General features: G+C 68.0%; 15 protein-coding genes. 2 read left to right on the top strand and 13 right to left on the bottom strand.

Annotated elements, in window-relative coordinates; genetic code table 11:
- Positions 1-159: 159 nt before the first annotated feature.
- A complete protein-coding gene (gene ssuE / locus EV675_RS12005; RefSeq protein ID WP_130357457.1) occupies positions 160-735 on the top strand; it encodes an NADPH-dependent FMN reductase in 576 nt (191 codons plus the stop codon).
- A gap of 30 nt (positions 736-765) precedes the next feature.
- Here the strand turns inward: ssuE and EV675_RS12000 are convergent, their stop codons facing one another.
- The 10 genes from EV675_RS12000 to mdlC form a co-directional block, all read right to left on the bottom strand.
- Positions 766-1,746: a DUF6607 family protein gene (locus EV675_RS12000; protein WP_207221943.1), complete on the bottom strand. Its 981-nt coding sequence runs from the start codon at positions 1,744-1,746 to the stop codon at positions 766-768.
- Positions 1,747-1,770: 24 nt separating this feature from the next.
- Entirely contained in the window at positions 1,771-3,231 is a 1,461-nt protein-coding gene (locus tag EV675_RS11995; RefSeq protein ID WP_130357456.1) for a porin family protein, read from the bottom strand.
- A gap of 120 nt (positions 3,232-3,351) precedes the next feature.
- Positions 3,352-4,191, bottom strand: coding sequence for a HupA family protein (locus tag EV675_RS11990; RefSeq protein ID WP_130357455.1), 840 nt, complete (start codon positions 4,189-4,191; stop codon positions 3,352-3,354).
- A gap of 112 nt (positions 4,192-4,303) precedes the next feature.
- Positions 4,304-6,808, bottom strand: a complete 2,505-nt coding sequence (locus EV675_RS11985) for a PKD domain-containing protein (protein ID WP_130357454.1) — start codon at positions 6,806-6,808, stop codon at positions 4,304-4,306.
- Positions 6,809-6,850: 42 nt separating this feature from the next.
- Positions 6,851-9,622 (bottom strand): TonB-dependent receptor, encoded by a 2,772-nt coding sequence (locus EV675_RS11980; RefSeq protein WP_165404560.1) that lies wholly within the window; start codon positions 9,620-9,622, stop codon positions 6,851-6,853.
- Positions 9,623-9,719: 97 nt separating this feature from the next.
- Positions 9,720-10,688 carry a FecR domain-containing protein gene (locus EV675_RS30190; RefSeq protein WP_165404559.1) on the bottom strand — a complete coding sequence of 323 codons (969 nt, stop codon included), beginning with the start codon at positions 10,686-10,688 and terminating at the stop codon, positions 9,720-9,722.
- Positions 10,685-11,224 (bottom strand): sigma-70 family RNA polymerase sigma factor, encoded by a 540-nt coding sequence (locus EV675_RS11970; protein ID WP_130357451.1) that lies wholly within the window; start codon positions 11,222-11,224, stop codon positions 10,685-10,687. Before EV675_RS11970 ends, EV675_RS30190 begins: the two co-directional genes overlap by 4 nt.
- Before the next feature lie 138 nt (positions 11,225-11,362).
- Positions 11,363-12,349 (bottom strand): Bug family tripartite tricarboxylate transporter substrate binding protein, encoded by a 987-nt coding sequence (locus EV675_RS11965; protein WP_130357450.1) that lies wholly within the window; start codon positions 12,347-12,349, stop codon positions 11,363-11,365.
- Positions 12,350-12,428: 79 nt separating this feature from the next.
- The gene (locus EV675_RS11960) at positions 12,429-13,880 is read right to left on the bottom strand and encodes an aldehyde dehydrogenase (protein ID WP_130357449.1); all 1,452 of its coding nucleotides are present in this window, start codon (positions 13,878-13,880) and stop codon (positions 12,429-12,431) included.
- Between the two features lie 43 nt (positions 13,881-13,923).
- Positions 13,924-15,492 carry a benzoylformate decarboxylase gene (gene mdlC, locus EV675_RS11955; protein ID WP_242621390.1) on the bottom strand — a complete coding sequence of 523 codons (1,569 nt, stop codon included), beginning with the start codon at positions 15,490-15,492 and terminating at the stop codon, positions 13,924-13,926.
- 117 nt (positions 15,493-15,609) lie between these two features.
- On the opposite strand from mdlC, the gene EV675_RS11950 reads away from it, so the two are divergent.
- Positions 15,610-16,524 carry a LysR family transcriptional regulator gene (locus EV675_RS11950; protein WP_242621389.1) on the top strand — a complete coding sequence of 305 codons (915 nt, stop codon included), beginning with the start codon at positions 15,610-15,612 and terminating at the stop codon, positions 16,522-16,524.
- Here EV675_RS11950 and glcF read toward each other — a convergent pair.
- The 3 genes from glcF to EV675_RS11935 are packed head-to-tail and all read right to left on the bottom strand — an operon-like array spanning position 16,514 to position 20,366.
- Complete coding sequence (gene glcF, locus EV675_RS11945) at positions 16,514-17,755, bottom strand: glycolate oxidase subunit GlcF (RefSeq protein WP_130357446.1); 1,242 nt, start codon at positions 17,753-17,755, stop codon at positions 16,514-16,516. The genes EV675_RS11950 and glcF overlap by 11 nt on opposite strands.
- 18 nt (positions 17,756-17,773) lie before the next feature.
- Entirely contained in the window at positions 17,774-18,859 is a 1,086-nt protein-coding gene (gene glcE, locus EV675_RS11940) for a glycolate oxidase subunit GlcE (RefSeq protein ID WP_130357445.1), read from the bottom strand.
- Positions 18,860-18,869: 10 nt separating this feature from the next.
- Positions 18,870-20,366 carry an FAD-linked oxidase C-terminal domain-containing protein gene (locus tag EV675_RS11935; RefSeq protein WP_130357444.1) on the bottom strand — a complete coding sequence of 499 codons (1,497 nt, stop codon included), beginning with the start codon at positions 20,364-20,366 and terminating at the stop codon, positions 18,870-18,872.
- Positions 20,367-20,656: the final 290 nt, after the last annotated feature.

Here is a 20,656-nt window from a genome sequence, read left to right as displayed (position 1 = left end):
CGGCGCCGGGTTCGGTCAACGAATTTTTGGGAAGACGCTTATGGCTCCCGGTATGAACGCACCGCTTGTGCGTCCAGCTTCTGAGCAAATGCGAATTTCTTGGTTGGGTTCCGGGGCCCGCGGGCTTATGGTGACAGCCTCGACATTCGGCAGCCCGCCATGTACTCGATCCTGACCATTACCGGCAGCCCCTCGGCCGTCTCGCGTTCCACCCTGCTGGCCCACACCCTGGACGCGCACCTGGAACAGGCGGGCTACGCGACCCGCACGCTGAACGTGCGCGACCTGCCCGCCCAGGCCCTGCTGGCGGCCGATACCGCCGACACCCGCATCGCCGCAGCGCTCCGGCCCCTGGCTTCGGCAGATGCCGTGGTCATCGCCACGCCCATCTACAAGGCCGCCTACAGCGGGATCCTGAAGACCTTCCTGGACCTGCTTCCCCAGACCGCGCTGCAAGGCAAGATCGTCCTGCCGCTGGCCACGGGAGGCTCGCCGGCCCACCTGCTGGCCGTGGACTATGCCCTGCGGCCCGTGCTGAACGCGCTGGGCGCGCGCCATATCCTGAGCGCGGTCTTCGCCGCCGATGCGCAGATATCGGGCGATGCCGTGACCGGCTACCAGCTCTCGGCGGAGATCGCCGACCGGCTGCACGCCAGCGTGCGCGAATTGAACGCCGGCGTGGCCGCCAGCCGCCCGCGCGTCCAGCCGGTGGAGCGGGAACGGCTGTACGCCTGAACGAGCGGGCGGCCACCTGCCCGCGAAAGGCTACGGCGCCGAGACCCAGGGGTCGAACAGTTCGCGGATGTCCGCATCGCCGATCGCGACGCCGTTGTTCGCCTGCTGGGACTGGATGTACATGTTCATGATCATCTTCATGCCATCGACCGGATAGTTCAGCCTGACGCCCTGCCCCTGGGCGATGCGCCGGCTCCATTCGGCGCGTATGCGGCGCCAGTAATCCGACGTATTGTCCCAGTAGGCATAGCCGGTGCCGAAGTTGAAGCCGGTGATGCGGCGATAGTCGTTGACGCCGGTCTCGTTCACCAGCGTCGCGCGTTCCCGCTCGCCTTCGCGCACCACCTTGCGGTTCGCCTGTTCGTGCAGCCAGCCCTCGGCCGTGATGCGATGCGTGTTGACGATGCCCAGCGCGTTGTAGTCGCTGCGCTGGGTGTATTCGCGGCGGGGCAACGGCCTCCACCCGGCATCCGAGGTCCAGGTCGGCACGTCGTTCTCGTAGGTCCACTTGCCGGTGCCGCAGTAGCGCGGCGCATCGCTGACCTCGTAGACGCACTGCGTCCAGGCTCCCTTGGTGACGGCCGGGTCGATGGGACGCAGGCGCCAGGTCTGGTTCTCGGTGAATTCCAGCCGCGCCGGCGCCTGATAGCGCCAATCCTGGCGCCAGTGCTTGACCACGAAACCGGCGGTGCGATGCACCAGCAGGTGCTGGAGCACGATGCGGTCGCCCTGGTCGTCGGCCACCAGCACCATCTCGTAGGCGCCGCTGCGGTAGCGCCGCCTGGGCTCGTAGCCAGGCGCGGGATCGCTTTCCTCGAAATTGAAGCTGACCCGGTACTCGCCCGCCATCGCCAGGATGGCTTGCCGGTCGCGCGCCAGGCCTTCGGCATGGCTGATGACCTGCGGGCGCTTCTCGTCCGGCACGGCGCGGACGTGGGCGGTGGACAGGCAGCCCCCCAGCAGCAACGGGAGCAGACACGGGAAGAACAGGTGTCGGAGTCGGGTCTTCATGATGTGGTATTCCTTGCGGGGTCGTCAAAAAACCTTGGTGAAGCCCAGCGTGAGGCGGTTCTTCTCGTAGGTATGAAGGTGCGGGATGCTGCTGCGATTCTTGCGGTACTCGTAGCTCAGGGTGGGCGTCATCCCGTGCCAGGCGTAGCCGGGTAGCGATACGTTCACGTACAGGCTGCCCTCGTGGTCGCGCTGGCGCTTCTCGAACAGCGCGACAGCCTCGTCCGCCTGCCGCTGGCGGTAGCCGTAGGCCATGTTGACGGCCACCTTGCCGCCGAACGATTTGTAGATTCCCAGACGCGCGCTCTTTTCGCGGTAGGCGAAAATCCCCAGGCGCGCCCCGCTCTCGCGCCAGACCAGGCTGCCGTACACCAGCAGATCGGGGCGGATGACGTACTGTCCGAACAGCCCTATGCTGCGAAAGTCGCCTTCCAGGCTTTCCAGCCGCTGCGCGAAATGGCGACGCTTGGTCTCGTAGCTGGCTTCAAGCATCGCGCGCGGGCTGAACTGCCGGCTGATGCTGGTTCGAAAACCGAAGGCGTGGTAAGCCTTGAGCCCGCCTTCGCGGTCGTATTCGAACAGCGGCAGGAACTGGAACTGATTGCGCGCCGACCCGTACTGGTAACCGAGGTAGGTGGTCGATGCGAGGTTGCCGTAATCGTCTTCGTGCCGATAGCGGTTGCCATAGTTGAGGCTGCGCAGCATAAAGGCGTGGTTGCCCGCCAGCGGCCATAGCTTGTTGAGAGTGCCTTCAAAATAGGCGCCGGTGTCGGCGACCTTGCGACCCGGCACGTTCTCGAAGCAGGCGTCGAGGAACCGCAATGCGCACGGGTCCACGATCGTCGAGGCATTGTTCAGATTGTCCTCGCGTACCGCCGACAGGGACAGCGTGATCCGCATGCGTGTGCGCTGCTCGATGGCCGCGAGATAGTCGGCTATGTGCCGTTCGATTTCCGGAGGAAGCGGCCGGGCCTGCAGCCGCTGGAAGATCTCCTGCGCATCGCGCAAGCGATTGTCGACGAACAGCACGCGCGCCAGGTCCAGGTCGCCTCGGGTGAACAAGGGATTGGCCTGCAGCACCTGGCGGTAGCGGTCGATGGCGTCGGCATGATCGCCCAGTGCCGCCAGGCGGCTGGCCTCGACGAACGTGAACAGTGCCGGATCGTGCCTGGGAACCTGTCGGTACTGGCGCAGCAGCCGGTCCGCACCGAACCAGTCGTGCTGGTTGACGGCGTTCAGGATGGCGAGCGTGAGCTGCCCTACCCGGGCTTCGGGAACCTGCCAGGCCGACAGCATGGACTCGTGGACCCAGCTTCCCTGGCCATCGGGTCGGGACGGGACCGCCTGGCGGCGGATTTGCCGGGATTGCTGCTCGGCCCCCTGCCAGAGCCGGTCAGCCGTGTCTTGCTGGGCCCAGGCGGTGCCCAGGCCCAGGCACCACAGCCATGCGATCCAGCAGAGAGAGCGAGGAAATGAAACTGTCATGGGGCCGGCGCGATACAAGTCGACCAGGCCCCATCCGTAGGCGGGGCCTGGAGAAACCGCGCATCGCCTTGTCAGGCGGCGGCTTCTTTTTTGGTGGACATCAGGGAAGACGGGTACCGCTTATTTCTGGCGCGCGCCGAAAGAAGCGACATAGCCCGTGCCGAGATACGTGCCGCTGGCAACCCCCGCCAGCGCGCTGGCGCTCGCGCCGGCATCACCGAAGAATTGGCCCTGGCTGGTACCGTTCGTCGCGCCCGGTGCGGTCGTCCCCACGTAGTACTTGGCGGTTCCGCTGAAAACCGCGCCGCCGGTGGCCGCGATTTCCAGCGTTTTCTTGCCTGTGCCGCTCCCCGCGGTGAATTGCCCCGAAATGGATGTGGCGCCCGACGACACCGTCAACTGGCCAGGCAGCACGCTCGGTGCGTTGACGGCGGTGCTCGGGGTGGCCACCAAGGCCACGCCCACGTAGTCGGTCGACGACGACGGCAGGACCCGGTCCTTCTTGTCGCCCACGTACCATGCCTGGTGGTCCACCAGGCCCGGCGTGGCGGAGTCCGCGCTGGCGATGCCGAAATAGACGCTCTTAGCCAGGCCGGGAATCTTGATGCCGTCCAGGCCGACCGCCAGCGGTTCCTCGCCCTCGTGTTCCGGCTCGGTATGGATGAAGCCGGGCGCCAACTGATGGTAGGTGAAGACCCAGTTGGTGCTGGTGCCGGCCAGGGTCTGGTCCAGCGCGGAGACGTGGGTGAACGACTCGATGCTTTGCAGGCTGATGTAGTCGCTGGTGCCGGCGGCCGCGATGCCCGGTGCGCCGATCGGACCATGGAATCCACCCACGGTGGTGGGGCCGAGGTTGACGAGGTTCACCACGCCCGCCTTGTCGCTCACGACCTCGTAGGTCTGCGCCTGCGCCGCGCCGGAGACGGCGAGAATGGCCAGTGCAATCAGTGCTTGCTTCATGATCATCACTCCTTCGATGTGTGCCAGGCACACGGGACGCCCGTGGCGGAATGCCGCGGACAGGCGGCCCGGCGCCCGCCGGGCCGCGGCCTCTCCAACCGGCCGCGAACGTTCAATTGAGCGGCCCCCGATGCAAGGTGTAGCCTTCCTTTTCCGCGACCCGGAAAGACCACGTGAACTGATAGGCATCCACGATCCTTTGCAGGCGCGCTCCCTCCGCATTGCCCTCGGCCGTATTGCCCAACGCCGTCCATGCGGCATGGAGCCCTGCTTCATTGGCGATGGGCGGACGCTCCAGGGAAAACTCCACCGAGTCGCCCTTGCGAATCACCTGGTTGTTCCGAAGACCGTTGAAGACGGGCTGGTAGCCCTCGACCACCGTGGACGTGCCCAGGTCCACGATGGTGTAGTCGCGGTCGAAGGCCGTCAGGCGAAAGCGTTCGACGGCCAATGACGTGGCGCCGCTTTCCACCGGCTGGACGTTGCTGAAGCGCGCATTCGCGGCAGCCGTGAAGGGGAAGAACAACTGGATGTTGCCGTCCACGTCCGAATCGCGGTCATTGGCCGGGAGCCGCTCCAGCAATAGCGTCGGATAGTTCTCGCGCCCCCTGATGACCGTGAAAGCCACGCGCTTGGGTTCCGAAACGGCAACCCCGTCGCTGATCCTGGCTTCCACCACGTAGTCGCCGGGTACCACGAGGTCGAGGCTGCTGCCATTGGGATGGCACCTTTCCCCGGCCGCCGTCGAGCACGAATAGGAAGGGAAGCTGGCGCCTTCGGGCTGCTTGACGACAGAAATGTCGTAGTACAGCGGCGAGTCCTGATCCGGGTCGAACATATATTGGACGTTCGAGGTGATAAACATCGGGGCGGACTCGGCGATCACCGGCTGGCCCGGCGTGGTTCCGCTATCCAGGCCGCCATTGCCGTTCGGATACCAGATGTAGTGATTCTGAAGCGAAAGGCGCGTCAGCACCGGCGGGTTGTTGCCCACCTTGGCGAAGGCGCTGGCGCTGGTGGTCGCCCCCACCCGGTTGCTGATCGCTCCCTTGGAATCCTTGACCTGCAGAAAGGCGATGTACGGGCCGGGCCTATCGGCCACCACGCTGGCCGTTGGATCGTTCTGGCTTTGCGTCAGCACGGCGCTGCTGCCGGCCGGGCGCTCCAGGGTCCAGGTGTAGAAAAGCTGGTCGCCGTTCTTGTCGGAGCTGGCGCTGCCGTCGAAGGTGATGGCCTGGCCGACCAGTACCTTGGCCACGTCCACCCTGGCGCTGGCCACCGGTGCGACATTGGCGCCCGTCTTGATGCTGAGCGCATAGTCCGCGACCGCGCTGTCCAGCTTGCCGTCGCTGACGACGAGCTCGAACCGCCAGTTGCCCGTCTTGCTGCCATCCAGCACCACGGAGCTGGCCGTCGACGTCAGCCGCTCGCCCGGGCTGGCCTGGTTCCAGTAGGTCCACTGGTAGGTCAGCGGATCGCCTTCGGGATCGTAGGAGGCATAGGCGGCGATCGTGCAATAGGGATAGTAGATGGAGGTGCCGCCGAGCTCGCATTCGCCGGTGCCCGAGATGCCGGCGACCGGTGCTGTATTGACGGTATCGTCCGCGGCTTTCGAGACGTTCACGATCACGCGCTGCGTGGTGGCGGCGTGTCCGTCGTAGGCCATGAAGTCGAAGGTGTACTTGCCGACGACATCGGGGACGAACTCGGCCTTGGCGCTATCGGCGTTGACGATCGCGGCCTTGCTGCCGACCGGAATGGCGGCGGTGGCCGGGAACCGCCAGCGGTAGCCCAGCGCATCGCCGTCGGGATCCTTGCTGCCGCTGCCGTCGAGCACCACGGGCCGGCGCAGCGTGCCGGCAAAGACCAGGTAGCCGTTGCGGTCGTACGCGGCATCCGCCGGCGCGGCGATGGAAACGACCGGCAGGCTGTTGCCGGTATTGACGGCGATCCTGACGTCGGCCGGCTCGCTGGTCTTGTCTCCATGGCGCACGACGAGGCTGGCTCGGTAGATGCCGACGCGGTCTGCAAGAAAACTGGCCTTCGCGGTGGTCGCGTCTTTCAGGGCGGTGATCAGCTCATTGTCGGGTTGCTCGATCAGGGTCCATTGATACCGCAGCTCGCCCACGGCCCCGCCGGTGGGTGCAAGACTGTGGCTGCCGTCCAGCACGACGGTGGCGCCACGCAATACCGTCTGTTCCGCGGGGATGACCACTGCCAGCGGATTGACGCTGGTCGCCGTGATCGTGACGCGCGCGCTGCCGCTGGAAGTGCCGTCGCTGACGATCAGATCGGCCGCGTAGTCGCCCGGAAGATCGGGGGTCAAGGTCGGCTTGGCGGTGGCGTTGCCGGACAACACCGCGCCGCTGCCCTCGGGTTTGGCCGACAAGGTCCACGCATAGCGCAGCGTGCCGCCGTTGGGCGTGGTGCTGGCGCTGCCATCGAGCGTGACGGCCGTGCCGATGGGCACGCTGGTCCGGTCGGCGGTGGCCACCGCGGTGGGCCGGGCGGCGCCGGAGCCGGCATCGCCGCCGCCATCTCCGCCGCCGCATGCGGCAAGCAGCATGACGGCGATGCCCGCCAGCCCTGCCCTGAGGTTGCGCAAGGAAAGAATCATGGCTGTGGAACCCTCTGGTGGTTGAATGGAATATCCAAGGTCTCAGTACCTCAAGGTCACGCTTACCCGAGCCGTACGGCCCGGCGCGGGAATCAGTCCCAGGCTCAGGGCGTCGAGGTAATAGCGGTCGGTGATGTTGTCGAGGTTGAAATCGATGCTGACGCGGTCGTTGACCCGATAGCTGGCGAACAGATCGAACACCCGGTAGGCATGCCAGGGCACGATGGACAGGAAGCTGCGGTGGGTGTCGTCGTTGTATTGCGGCGCATTGGTACGCTGGCCCATGAAGGTGCCGCGCACGCCCAGTACGAGCCGGTAGTCCAGCAGGCGCGCCCCCAGGGTGATGCTGCCGTGCCACTTGGGCGGCACCATGTTGTTGATGTAGCTGCCGGCGATGCCGTAGTCGTTGCAGCGCTCGGCCCGATAGCTGCCGGTATGGCAGATCTCGATCTTGTTGTACTTGGTGGCGCCGAATTGCGTGAACACCACGCCCAGGTCGTACGAACCCGACAGCTCCAGCCCGTTGAAGGTCGCGCTGTCGATGTTGCGCATGGTGAAGTTGGAGGCCTGGCTCAGCTCGCCGCCCGCGCCGCCCTCTTCCCACAGGTTGGGCGTCGTACGCGTCAGGTAGTCCTTGGTGTGGTTGCGAAAGTAGGCCAGCTTCAGGCGCAATCTGTCGCGGCCAGCCAGGATGCCGTCCTTGAGATAGTTGACGCCGACTTCCTTGCTCCTGGTGTGTTCTGGCTTGAGGATGACGTCGGGCGCGGCATCGAACGAAAAGCCGGAGGTGCTCTCGAACAGGCTGGGCATGCGGTAGGCCTCGGCATAGCGGCCGTAGAACTGCAGACCGTGCTTGCCCGGTTCCCAGCTCAGGCTGATGACCGGCGCGGTGCCGCTTTGCTTGTTGCGGTTGGGCAGCGGATCGCAGGCGCCATCGCCATCGGCATCCACGCAGTTCGGGCTCTGCGGGTCGTAGACCGTGATGGGCTTGTCGTCATGCGACTTGAAGCGGGTATGGCGCACGCCCACGTCCAGGGCCACGGTTTCCACGGGCTTGTACAGCCAGGCCACGAACGCGCTGTATTCGTCGCGGCTGCCCTGCCGCCCCGCCAGCCCCCGGAAGTCCGGCGTCAAGGGCGTGGTGCCGACATCCTCCCATTGCCCGGCCAGGCCATAGCGCAACTGGCTTTCGCCCCAGGCGCGATGATCCAGGCTGGAGGTGTTCTCCAGGGTCAGCCCCCAGCGCCGGTACTTCTCGCGCTCGTTGTTGTAGAGATCGGGCTGGGTCGCGCTGGGACTGTTGTTGGTGGCGCGGGTGCGGGTGTGCCAAAGATTGGCGCGCAGGTCCAGCAGGGGCATACCGGCCGGATTCCAGTGGTAGCGGCTGGTGTAGGTATCGACGGTGACGTCGCTGTTGCGCGGCTGCGTGATCGGCGCGAAGTTGGCGAAGCGAATGATCTGCGAGGGCATGATCTCGCTGTACACGCTGCGGTAGCGCAGGTAGCTCAGTTCGAGTTCCTGGTCGTCCGGCAGGTAGAACGTGCCTTTGAGCAACGCGGACTTGCTTTCATAGTTGGTGCCGGGAATGCGTTCGCCGGCCTGGAAATACGAGGCCCCGCGGATCTCGGGGCGAACCTCGGTATAGAACGGCAATCTGCGCCGGTTCGAGACATCGACCCAAGCCGAGGGACCGTGCGCGCCGGCGTAATAATTGCCTTGCTCGCGTTGCGCATAGGCCGCGACCAGATCGAATTTCTCCCAGCGCCTGGCGATGGCCAGGCTGCCGGCATAGCTCTTGGGCCGGAAGGTGCCGGGCCTGTCCAGCCCCTCGGGGTTGCCCCATTCCTCGGGCAGGGCGTATCGCCCGGAGCAGGCGGCGGGCGTCACGCAATCGGTCCGATAGACCGGCGCAACGCCCAGCGTGCCGCCGGTATACAGCCCGGCCGGCGTATCGGCTGCCACGGGCGAGCCGCTGTTGTTGCCGATCGCCTGCCCGCGCACGCGCAGGCCGAAGTCCTGGCCGGGCCGGACGATGTCCTCGGCCTTGATGGTCCGCATGCTGACGAGTCCGCCGGTGGCGCCGGTGCCTTCGGCCGACAGGGTCGGCCCCTTGTCGATCTGGATGCCGCCGATCAGGTCGGGGTCGATGTAGCTGCGCGAGACCGCGCCGGAATATCCCCGATACACCGTGGTCTCCTGGCGCGCGCCATCCACCAGGACCGGCACCCGTCCCTGGCCCTGCATGCCGCGGATGTTGATGTCCAGCCCGCCGCTGTTGCGAAGCTCGCCCACCAGCACGCCGGGCGTGCCGCGAAAGATGTCGCCCACCGACGTACCGCGATTGCGCTCGATGTCTTCGCGGGTCAGCACGCTGCGCGAGCCTGCGGTCCGGTAGACCTCGTCCTTGGGATCCTGCTCGCGCATGCCCTCGACCGTGATGGTCGGCAGCATCGACTGACCCATCGAACTGCGCCGCAGGGAATAGATGCCGGCATCGTGGGCGGTCTCGAAGCCGCTGGCCTCCAGCAAGGTGTTGAAGCCCTGCTGCACCGTGAACGTCCCGCGCAGGCCGGGGCTGCGCATGCCGGCCAGCCAGGAAGCATCGAACGACAGCACGACGCCCGCCATGCCGGCGAACTGGCTGAGCGCCGCCCCCAGCGGCCCGGCCGGCACCTCGTAGTAGCGCGCCTCGGTCGCCGCGGCGGCGCCCGCCTGCAACATCGCCGGCAGGCTGGCCGCCAGCATCAAGCCCCATAACAATCGACGCGCGACAGTGCGCCGGCAAGCGCACACGCAGCCCTGCAACATGGTCATCCTTTGGCCAAGACGTTCGTGGAATTCGTGCTCCTGATAGGGAGTCGAACGAACGCGCCCAAAAGGACAATCGCCCGGAAAAAAATGTCGCGGTCCGCTAGCGGCGGACGATGCGCGTCCAGTAGCGGGTCCGCCGCTGGATCTCCACCGGAAAGGTGCGCCGCAGGGCTGCCAGCGCGGCATCGCTGTCTTTCAGGGGAAACGAGCCGGACACCCGATAGCCGGCGACAGCGGGGTCGCAGCCCAGCCAGCCGGGCCGGTAGCGGGCCAGCTCCGCCACCACCTCGGCCAGCGGCCAGTCGGAAACGACCAGCACGCCCTTGGCCCACAGCGCCCGCGCGGGATCGGCCTGCATCACCGCCTCGACCTCCCGCGCCGACATGACGGCCTCCTGCCCCGCCCGGATCAGGCGCGACGGCGCGGATGCCTGGGCGGAACGCAGCAGAACCGCATGTTCGAGCACGGCGACGCGGGTGGCGTGCGCCTCCAGCCGGACGGTGTAGCGTGTCCCGACCGAGGTTGCCAGGCCATGGACCGTTCCAACCCGGAACGGACGCCGAGCCGGATCGGCCGCCGTCTCGACCAGCACGTTGCCGGCATGCAGCCAGACCAGGCGCTGGGTAGCGTCGAAACGGACGTCGACGGCGGCCTGGCTGTCGAGGACCAGTCGCGTGCCGTCCTCGAGCACGAGGGGGAGAATCTCGCCCTTGGCCGCCTGGTAGCCGACGCCGGGAAAGACCGAGCGACGGACCACCAGCAGCCCCCCGCCCAACATGGCAAACCCGCCCAGGCCCCGCAGCACCGCCCGGCGGCTGCTTGCCCGTGATCCGGCCAGCTCCAGCGCCGCCGCCGACATCTTGCCCGGCACGCTGCCCAGGCGGCGTTGCAGCCGTTCGAGCTGGTCCCAGGCCCACTGGTTGTCGGCATTGCCATCGCGCCATCGGACCCACCGTTCGCGCTGCACGGCGTCCAGCGGTTCGGCGCACAATTGCGCATGCCATTGCGCGGCTTCGCGCAGCGCCAGGAGACGGGGGGCGGAAACGGCACCCGGGCCGGCGGCCGTCACGCGGCGAACTCGCCGGCCCGCACCAGGAAGAGCAGGCATTGCTCCGTCGCCCGCGCCATGTACTTCTTGACGGAACTTACCGTAACCTCCAGACGCAGGGCGATCTCGGCGTAGCCCAGCCCCTCGAGCTGCGACATCAGGAACGCCTGCCGTGGCTTCGCGCCCAATCCTTGCAGCATCGCATCGATCTCGCAAAGCGTTTCGATCGCGGCCAATTGCGTCTCGGGCGAGAACTGGACGGGCTCGGGAGCGAGCGCCAGCGCGTCCAGCCATGCCCGCTCCAGCGCCTGGCGCCGGAAATGGTCGACCATGACGCGGTTGGCGATGGTGACGAGGTAGTGGCGCGGTTCATGCAGCACCGGCGACTGCCCTTTGGCGACGCCCGCCAATATCCGCAGGAAGGTGTCCTGGGCGAAATCGGCGGCCATGTGCGTATCGCCCAGCTTGCGCCGCAGCCAGTCCTGCAGCCACCGCTGGTTCTCGCGGTACAGCGTCGACATGGACTGAGGCGACGGTGAAGTATTGACGGCATCCATGGAGAATCGCCCGCCCCGTTTTTATGGATCTTAATGATAATGATACTTGTTATTATTTAATAATCAAGAAGATCCATGACGCCCCCGGGGTGTTGCCCACCCCACCGCGCCCGGCCTGGCCGGGCGCGTAAGAGACGATCAATCGCCCACGATCTTGCGGTCCCGGATGATGGCGCCGAAGCGCTTGGCATCGTATTCGGCCCGTTCGTGGAACTGCTCGGGCGTCATGGGCGCGGGATCGCCGCCCAGGGCCACCAGGCGCTCGCGGAAGGCGGGCGTGCTCACGATCTTGTTGATCTCGGTATTGAGCCTGGCGACGATGTCCTTGGGCGTGCCGGCGGGCGCGTAGAACCCGAACACGGTATCGGCATCGAAGCCCTTCAGGCCGGCCTCGTCCAGCGTGGGCACGTTGGGGAACATGGGCGAACGCGTCATGCTGCCCACGGCCAGCATGTTGAGCTTGCCCGATTGCACGTGCTGCATGGCGATGCCCGGGTCGAAGGCGAAGTCGATCTGTCCGGCCAGCAGGTCCACCAGCGCGGGCGCGGCGCCGCGGTACGGGACGTGGACGGCGCTCACGCCGGCCTGGCTCTGGAACATTTCGGCCGCCAGGTGGGGCGAGCTGCCGTTGCCCGGCGTGCCGTAGGTCAGCTTGCCGGGGTTGGCCTTCAGGTAGCCGATGAACGACTTGACGTCGGTGGGCAGCTTGCCCGGCTTGACCACCAGGAACACCTTGACCTTGGCGGCCGCGGCCACCGGCGCGAGATCCTTGATGGGGTCGAAGGACATCTTGGGATAGATGTACGGGTTGACCGAAACCATGCCGCCGGAGCTCATCAGCAGGGTGTAGCCGTCCGGCGCCGAGCGGGCCACCGCCTCGCCGCCGATGTTGCCCCCCGCCCCGCCCTTGTTCTCGACCACCACGGGCTGGCCCAGCACCTCTTGCAAGGGACCGGTGATGGCGCGCGCGATCTGGTCGGCGGCGCCGCCCGGCGGGAAGTTGACCACGACCTTCACGGGCTTGGTCGGATAGGACTGCGCCATGGCCCCGAAGGCCACCGCGCATCCCAGCGCCAGCGCGCTCCATCTGGCCGCGAAGGCCGGCTTGCCTGCTTGATGGTTCATGTCTGTCTCCTGTTTTGTCATGAACGAACACGGGTCCCCGCACTGCGTCCGGCCGCGGCGTGCGGCCGGCGCGGGGCGATCAGAACGGGTAGTGTCGAGGCGTGGTCTGCACGGTGATCCAGCGCAGCTCGGTGAACTCGTGGATGCCGGCGTTGCCGCCGAAGCGTCCGATGCCGCTGGCCTTGACGCCGCCGAACGGCATCTGCGCCTCGTCGTGCACGGTGGGGCCGTTGACGTGGCAGATGCCCGACTCGATGCGCTTGGCCACCTGCATGGCGCGCGCCACGTCGCGCCCGAACACGGCCGAGGACAGGCCGTACTCGGTGTCGTTGGCGCTGTCGATGGCGGCCTCGACGCCGTCGACCCGCACCACCGCCTTGACCGGCCCGAAGGACTCTTCGCCGTAGATGCGCATGTCGGGCGTGACGCGGTCCAGGATGGTGGCGGGCATGAGCGTGTTCTCGGCCTTGCCGCCGCACACCAGCACCGCGCCCTTGGCCAGCGCGTCGTCGATCATGGCGTTGCAGCGTTCGACGGTAGCCATGTCGACCACCGATCCCAGGACCGCGGGTCCCTTGCGCGGATCCTGCAGCGGCAGCGACCTGGCCTTGGCGCCGAAGCGCGCGATGAATTCGTCGGCGATCTTCTCGTCGACGATGATGCGCTCGGTGGACATGCAGATCTGGCCCGAGTTGGCGAAGGCGCCGAAGGCGGCGGCGCTGACGGCCGCGTCCAGGTCGGCGTCGTCCAGGATCACCAGCGGCGCCTTGCCGCCCAGCTCCAGCACGACCGGCTTGAGGTACTTGGCGCAGGTCTGCGCGATGATCTTGCCCACGCGGGTCGAACCGGTGAAGTTCACCCGGCGCACGGCGGGATGCGAGACGGCGGCCTCGACCACCGCGCCGGCATCCGCCGGGGCGTTGGTGACGAAGTTGACCACGCCCGCGGGAAAGCCCGCTTCGTTCAGCGCCTCGACGATCAGGCCATGGGTGGCCGGGCACAGCTCGGATCCCTTGAACACGACCGTGTTGCCGCAAGCCAGCGGCACGGCCACCGATCGGACGCCCAGGATCACGGGCGCATTCCACGGCGCGATGCCCAGCACCACGCCGGCGCCCTGGCGCACGGCCATGGCCAGGCTGCCCGGCACGTCGGACGGGATGACCTCGCCGCTGATCTGGGTGGTCAGCGCGGCGGCCTCTTGCAGCATGCCCGCCGCCAGGTGGACGTTGAAGCCGGCCCACATGGCCGACGCGCCGGTCTCGGCGGCCATCGCCTCGATGAAGGCCGGCGCCTTGGCTTCGAGCGCCTGGGCGGCCTTGAGCAGCAGCGCCCGGCGCTCGCCCGGGCCGGTCTCGCGCCAGCTCGTGAACGCGCGCGCGGCGGCGTCGACCGCCTTGGTCATGTCCTCGGGGGTGGCGGCCGGTGCCCGGGTCGCGACCGAGCCGTCGAGCGGATTGCGGCGCTCGAAGGTCGCCTTGCCGGTGGCCTCGGCCGATTGGCCGTCGATCAGCATGGTCAGGGTTTTCATGTCAGTCTCCTGCTCTGGAAGAATGGGGATGGGGACGGCGGACTCAGGCGATTTCCACGTCCACCAGGATGGGCACCGGCGATGCCAGCGCCTCGCGCAGCACATCGGCCAGCCTGGCGGGGTCCGACACCCGGATGCCTTGGCAGGCATGCCCGCGCGCCAGCGACACGAAGTCGAGATCGGGCAGGTCGGTGCCGGCCAGCGGGTCCTCGGGCTTGAAGCCGAAGGTGGGGGCGAACTCCGTCAGGGCAGCATAGCGCCGGTTGTTCAGGATCACGAAGGTGATCGGCAGCTTGAGCTGCGCCGCGGTCCACAGCGCCTGGATGGAGTACATGCTGGAGCCGTCGCCGATCAGGCCGATGACCTTGCTTTGCGGCTTGGCCAGCGCGACGCCCACGGCGGCCGGCATGCTGTAGCCCAGGCCGCCGCTGCACATGGTGTAGAAGGTCTCGCTTTGCAGCATGGGCAGATACTTGTGCATGACCGGCCGCGCGCTGGGCGACTCCTCGACCACGATGGAGGCGGGATCGCGCACCTCGGCCAGCGTCTGCAGCACATAGGCGACCGACATGGGCGAGGACGGCTCGGCGCGCGGCAGCGGCGCCCGCGGGGCCGGCAGTTCGCGGACCGGCGGCGACGTCCGCGCCAGCAGTTCGCGCACCCCCAGGCTGATGCTGCCCACCGCCGCGGTGCCCACCGGCGCCCAGGCCGCGACCTGCGGGTCGTCGGTAAGCTGGACCAGCTTCGCGCCGGACGGCAGATGCGGCCCGAAGCCCTCGACGTGGTAGGTGAAGGCCGGCGCGCCGATCACGAAGATGCAGTCGTAGCCGCCCAGCATCGAGACGATCTTCTCGCGGATGGCGGGCAGGAAGCCCATGAACTGGCGATGGTCCTCGGGGAAGCCGCAGCGGCCCGACATGGGCGCGACCCACACTCCGGCCTTGTGGCGCTCGGCCAGTTGCACCACGTCGTCCCAGGCGCCGTCGCGGTCGACGGCGGCGCCGATGACGAAGGCCGGACGCCGCGCCGCGTCCAGCGCGCCGGCGATCTCGGTCATGATCTCGGGATCGGGCCGCAGCAGCTTGCCGACGCGGCGCGCTTGGACCGGCTCGCACTCGCGCGACCAGTCATCCGCGGGCACCGAGATCAGCACCGGCCCGCAGGGCGGCTGCATGGCGATGTAGTAGCCGCGCGCGATCGCCAGCGGCACGTCCTCGGCCCGCGCCGGCTCGCAGCTCCACTTCACGTAGGGCTTGGGCAGCTCGGTGGCCTGCGCCGAATGCAGGAAGGGATCGAAGGGCAGGATCGAGCGCGACTGCTGGCCGGCGGTGATGACCAGCGGCGTGCGGTTCTTGTAGGCGGTGAAGATGGTGCCCATCGCGTTGCCCACGCCCGCCGCCGAATGCAGGTTGATGAACGAAGCGTTGCGGCGGGCCTGCGCGTAGCCGTCGGCCATGGCGACCACCACGCCTTCGTGCAGCCCCAGCACGTAGTCGAAGTCGCTGGGGAAATCCAGGAACAGCGGCAGCTCGGTGGATCCCGGGTTGCCGAAGATGGTGGTCATGTCGAAGGCGCGCAGCAGGTCGAGCACGGCTTCGCGGACGGTGGTCATGGGGGTCGTCTCCGCGTTGGGGTGGGTGCGGGCTGGAGCCCGGCGAATTCCGAGAGTATGGCGAGCGTACCCTTGCCTGAACATTGCTTTTTCAGGAAAAAGTCATTACCTTTTGGCATGACCTTCGACATACGCCAGCTCAACGCCTTTCTGGCCGTGGTCCAGCACGGCACGCTGGGGCGCGCGGCGCAAACGCTCAACATCACCCAGCCCGCCCTGAGCCGCACCATCCGCCGCCTGGAAGACCAGGTCGGCGCCCCGCTGTTCGAGCGCTACGCCACCGGCATGATGCTGACCAGCTTCGGCCAGGCCCTGCTGCCCCATGCCACGCTGCTGCAGCGCGAGGCCGAGCAGGCCACCGAGGAGATCGACGCGCTGCGCGGCCTGTCGCGCGGCACCATACGCGTCGGCGCGGTGGCCAGCGCGGTCAGCCTCGTGCTGCCCATGGCCATCGGGCGCGTGCTGGCCCAGTGGCCGAACCTGCAAGTGCATCTGGTCGAAGGGGTGGGCGACTTGCTGACCGACGCGCTGCTGACCCACGACATCGACCTCGCCATCGGGGTGTCGATGCCCAATACCACCGACATCTGCGTCATCCCCGACTGCGAATGGCAGGACACCAGCCAGGTCATCGCCGCGGCCGCGCATCCGCTGCGCAAGCGCGCGCGGCTGCGGCTGGAAGACACGCAGGGCCACAAGTGGGTGCTGCCGCCGCGCGGCACCGCGCCGTTCGACGAACTGATGCACCTGTTCGCCGCGCGCGGCCTGCCCCCGCCCGACATCGTGGTCGAGACGCGCTCGATCATCGCCATCAAGAGCATGGTGGCCCACGCCGGCTTCCTGAGCTGGATGCCGCACCCCATGTTCGAGGCCGAGCGCGGCGCCGGGCTGGTCGATGTCCTGTCCATGCCCGGCGCGGCCCTGCAACGCCGGCTGATGGTGTTCCGCCGCACCAAGGGCATTCTTCCGCAGCCGGCCGTCAAGCTGCTGGACGAACTGCGGCTGATGTGGGCGCGGCCCGCTAGCCGCTGACGCGGCTGCCGGACAGCGCGGCGTCGACCGCTTCGATCCAGTGCATGACGGGGGTCGCGGTGCCTGCCTGCAAATGCGCCAGGCAGCCGACGTTCGCCGACAGGATGAGATCGGGATCGGCCTTGTCCAGCTCGGCCAGCTTGCGGTCGCGCAGTTCGCCGGCGATCTCCGGCTGCAGCACCGAGTAGGTCCCCGCCGATCCGCAGCACAGATGGCTTTCGGCGAACGGCCGGAGCGCGAAACCCAGGTCCGCCAGCAGGCGTTCGACCAGCGGCCTCAAGCCCTGCCAATGCTGGAGCGTGCACGGCGGATGGAAGACCGGCCGCGCGGCCAGCCGGCCGGCCAGGCGCGGCGCGAGTTCGCCCGCGTGCGGCGCCAGGACCTCCGCGATGTCGCGCACCATGCCCGACACCCGAGCCGCCCGGCCGGCATAGGCCGGATCGTCGCGCAGGTGGTGCGCATATTCACGCACCGTGGCGCCGCAGCCCGAGGCGTTCATCACGATGGCTTCGATCCGGCCGGCGTCGATGTCGGCCCACCAGGCGTCGATGTTGGCGCGCATCTGCGCCAGCGCCGCCGCCTGCTGGTTCAGGTGGAAACGCGCCGCCCCGCAGCAGCCCGAACCGGCCGCGACCGATGCCGAGATCCCCACGGCATCGAGCACGCGCAGGGTGGCCGCGTCGATGGCCGGCATCATGGAAGGCTGCACGCAGCCCGCCAGCATCAGCACCTGGCGCTCGTGGCGGCGGCGCGGCACCGGACCCGCCGGCCGCCGCGGCGGCACCTTGGCCGCCAGCGCGGACGGCAGCAGCGGGCGCAGCGCCTGCCCCAGCCTCATGGCCAGCCCGAAGGCCGGCGTGGCCATCGTCCTGCCCAGCACCGCGCGCTTGAGCTGGTCGCCGGGCGCCCGCTCCACGCGCGTCTCGACCATGCGGCGGCCGATGTCGATCAACTGCCCGTACTCCACGCCGGACGGACAGGTCGTCTCGCAATTGCGGCAGGTCAGGCAGCGGTCCAGATGCAGCTGTGTGCTGGCCGTGACCTCGCCGCCCTCCAGCATCTGCTTGATCAGGTAGATGCGGCCGCGCGGGCTGTCCAGCTCGTCGCCCAGCACCTGATAGGTGGGGCAAGTGGCGGTACAGAATCCGCAATGCACGCACTTGCGCAGGATGGCCTCGGCCTGCCTGCCATCGGGGGTGTCCTTGATCGACTCCGTCAGCCGTGTCTGCATGGAATGGGTGATGCGTATCTAGAGGTCGGGATACATGCGGCCGGGATTGAGCACCCCTTCCGGATCGAATTCGTTTTTCAAGCGCCGGTGGATGGCGGCCACGGGCGTGGCCAGCGGATGGAACACACCCGATGCCCGCGCCTCGTCCGCCGACGCGGCGCGAAACAGCGTGGCATGCCCGCCCGCCAGCGCGGCGGCCTGGCGCACGCGCTGGGCCGACTGCGGGCCGCACAGCCATCGCTGCGCGCCGCCCCATTCGATCAGCGTGGGGCCCAGGCCCAGCGGCCGGGTCACCGAAGGCACCGACAACCGCCACAGCGAACGCACGGCCAGGAAAGGATGCGTATGGTCGCGCAGCGATCGCCACCATGCCTGGGCCTCCTCGTCGGCCAGCGCCTCGCCGCCCAGCGCCGCGCGCGCCGCGGCGATCGCGGCCTCGGCTCCAGACAGGCGCACGGTCAGGCACCCGGCGCCGTCGCCGGCGCTCCAGGCCGTGGCGCTGACCGGCAGCGCCTGCCCGCCCCAGGCGTTCATCCGGCTCAGCGCCGTCGCCTCGTCCATCTCGAAACGCAGCGTGGTCTCGCAGGCGGGCCGGGGCAGCACCTTCAGCGACACCTCCAGGATCGCGCCCAGCGTGCCCAGCGAACCGGCCACGAGGCGGGACACGTCGTAGCCCGCCACGTTCTTCATGACCTCGCCGCCGAAACGCAGCACGCGCCCTTGGGCATCCAGCAGGCGCAGGCCCAGCACGAAGTCGCCGACCGAACCGGCGCTGGCCCGGCGGGGTCCGGCCAGCGCCGTCGCGATGCAGCCGCCCAGCGTCGCGCCGGCCGCGAAATGCGGCGGCTCGAAGGCCAGCATCTGGCCCTGCTCCGCCAGCATCTCCTCCACCTGCGCAAGGGGCGTGCCCGCCCTGGCGCTCAGCACCAGTTCGCTGGGCTGGTAGTCGATGACTCCCGCATAGGGCAACAGGTCGAGCACGGCATCGTGGTCCACCGGCAGCCCGTAGAAACCTTTGGTGCCGCCGCCGCGGATGTACAGCGACTTGCGGCCCACATGGGCCATCAGCACGCGGGCGCGAAGATCGGATAACAGAACGTCCATTGGATGAGGATCAGAAGCGGGGGATTTCAGGAAAGCGGATGGCATCGCGGTGCACGTGCCGGCGTCCGTATTCGTTGCACCGGGCCAGCGTGGGGATGGCCTTGCCGGGATTGAGCAGGCCGGTCGCGTCGAAGGCGTGCTTGATGCCGAAGAAGACGTCCAGTTCCTCGCGCGCGAACTGCACGCACATCTGGTCGATCTTCTCGGCCCCCACCCCGTGCTCGCCGGTGATCGTGCCGCCGACCTCGACGCACAGCTCCAGGATCTCGGCGCCGAAGCGCTCGGCCCGTTCGACCTCGTCGATGTCGTTGGCATCGAACAGGATGAGCGGATGCAGGTTGCCGTCGCCGGCATGGAACACGTTCGCGCAGCGCAGGCCGTACTTGTGCTCCATCTCGGCGATGGCCGACAGCACGCGTCCCAGGAAGCGGCGCGGGATGGTTCCGTCCATGCAGTAATAGTCGGGAGAAATCCGGCCCGCCGCCGGAAAGGCATTCTTGCGGCCCGCCCAGAACAGCAGCCGCTCGGCCTCGGAACAGGAAACCTGCAGGCGCGTCGCGCCGCATTGGGCGAACAGCGATTCGACCCGGCAGATCTCGTCGGCCACTTCCTCTTCGGTGCCGTCCGATTCGCACAGCAGGATGGCCTCGGCATCGAGGTCGTAGCCCGCGCACACGAAGGGCTCCACCATGTGCACGGCGCGCCGGTCCATCATCTCGAGTCCGGCGGGAATGATGCCGGCGGCGATGACCCGCGCCACCGCATCGCCGGCCGCCTCGACCGACGCGAAACTGGCCATGACCATCCGCGCCACGGCCGGACGCGGGATGAGCCTGACCGTGACCTCGGTCACGATGCCCAGCATGCCCTCGGAGCCGACGATGATGGACAGCAGGTCCAGGCCGGGTTCGTCCAGCGCCGACGAACCGAGCTCCAGCACCTCGCCGTCCATCGTGACCACGCGCGCCGCCAGCACGTTGTGCACCGTCAGGCCGTACTTCAGGCAATGCACGCCGCCCGAGTTCTCGGCCACGTTGCCGCCTATGGTGCAGGCGATCTGGCTGGAGGGATCGGGCGCGTAATACAGCCCGTGGGGCGCCGCGGCCTCGGAAATGGCCAGGTTGCGCACGCCCGGCTGCACCACCGCCTGGCGCGCCTCGGGATCGACCTGGATGATGCGGTTGAACTTCGCCAGGCCCAGCAGCACGCCCTCGGCATGCGGCGTCGCCCCACCCGACAACCCGGTCCCCGCGCCGCGCGCCACCACCGGCACGCTCATCCGCTTGCACAGGCGCAAGACCTGCCGCACCTGCTCCTCGGTCTCGGGCAGGACCACGACCATGGGCACCTGGCGAAACAGCGACAGGCCGTCGCATTCGTAGGGACGCGTGTCTTCTTCCCTGAACAGCACGCAGTAGTTGGGAAGCACATCGCGCAATGCCTGCACCACCTCTACCTGGCGCTCGGTCGCGATCGGGTCCAGCCCGATTTCTGTTGGGGCGTTCATGCACATCTCCAGTAACTTCTGAAGATAGCCTGCCCCCGCCTTCCCCAATAGTGGTATTACCCCCCCCTACGCCCTAAGGGAAGCCCACCCCCTACCCGCTACGCGGGCCCCCTCAAGGGGGCGAAACCGGCGGACTGGAAGGGAAGCCCACCCCACGCGGCCTATGGCCGCGCCCCTCAAGGGCGGCGCTGGCGGACCGGCAAAGCCGGATCCGCAGCGCCCAGGATCAAAGCAAGTATGCGATGCTCCGCACCAAGACAACCCCACCCAGACCACGACACGGTGGATCC

It is taken from the genome of Pigmentiphaga kullae (genome assembly GCF_004216695.1).
In the GTDB taxonomy this organism is placed as follows: domain Bacteria; phylum Pseudomonadota; class Gammaproteobacteria; order Burkholderiales; family Burkholderiaceae_B; genus Pigmentiphaga; species Pigmentiphaga kullae.
The sequence above is the reverse complement of the archived record's forward strand: the minus strand, read 5'-3'. Positions and strand labels throughout refer to the sequence as shown.

Bases quoted from the DNA above. Each gene is read 5' to 3' on its own strand.
- ssuE (WP_130357457.1), top strand. From the start codon at position 160: ATGTACTCGATCCTGACCATTACCGGCAGCCCCTCGGCCGTCTCGCGT.
- EV675_RS12000 (WP_207221943.1), bottom strand. From the start codon at position 1,746: ATGAAGACCCGACTCCGACACCTGTTCTTCCCGTGTCTGCTCCCGTTG.
- EV675_RS11995 (WP_130357456.1), bottom strand. From the start codon at position 3,231: ATGACAGTTTCATTTCCTCGCTCTCTCTGCTGGATCGCATGGCTGTGG.
- EV675_RS11990 (WP_130357455.1), bottom strand. From the start codon at position 4,191: ATGAAGCAAGCACTGATTGCACTGGCCATTCTCGCCGTCTCCGGCGCG.
- EV675_RS11985 (WP_130357454.1), bottom strand. From the start codon at position 6,808: ATGATTCTTTCCTTGCGCAACCTCAGGGCAGGGCTGGCGGGCATCGCC.
- EV675_RS11980 (WP_165404560.1), bottom strand. From the start codon at position 9,622: ATGACCATGTTGCAGGGCTGCGTGTGCGCTTGCCGGCGCACTGTCGCG.
- EV675_RS11970 (WP_130357451.1), bottom strand. From the start codon at position 11,224: ATGGATGCCGTCAATACTTCACCGTCGCCTCAGTCCATGTCGACGCTG.
- EV675_RS11965 (WP_130357450.1), bottom strand. From the start codon at position 12,349: ATGAACCATCAAGCAGGCAAGCCGGCCTTCGCGGCCAGATGGAGCGCG.
- EV675_RS11960 (WP_130357449.1), bottom strand. From the start codon at position 13,880: ATGAAAACCCTGACCATGCTGATCGACGGCCAATCGGCCGAGGCCACC.
- mdlC (WP_242621390.1), bottom strand. From the start codon at position 15,492: ATGACCACCGTCCGCGAAGCCGTGCTCGACCTGCTGCGCGCCTTCGAC.
- EV675_RS11950 (WP_242621389.1), top strand. From the start codon at position 15,610: ATGACCTTCGACATACGCCAGCTCAACGCCTTTCTGGCCGTGGTCCAG.
- glcF (WP_130357446.1), bottom strand. From the start codon at position 17,755: ATGCAGACACGGCTGACGGAGTCGATCAAGGACACCCCCGATGGCAGG.
- glcE (WP_130357445.1), bottom strand. From the start codon at position 18,859: ATGGACGTTCTGTTATCCGATCTTCGCGCCCGCGTGCTGATGGCCCAT.
- EV675_RS11935 (WP_130357444.1), bottom strand. From the start codon at position 20,366: ATGAACGCCCCAACAGAAATCGGGCTGGACCCGATCGCGACCGAGCGC.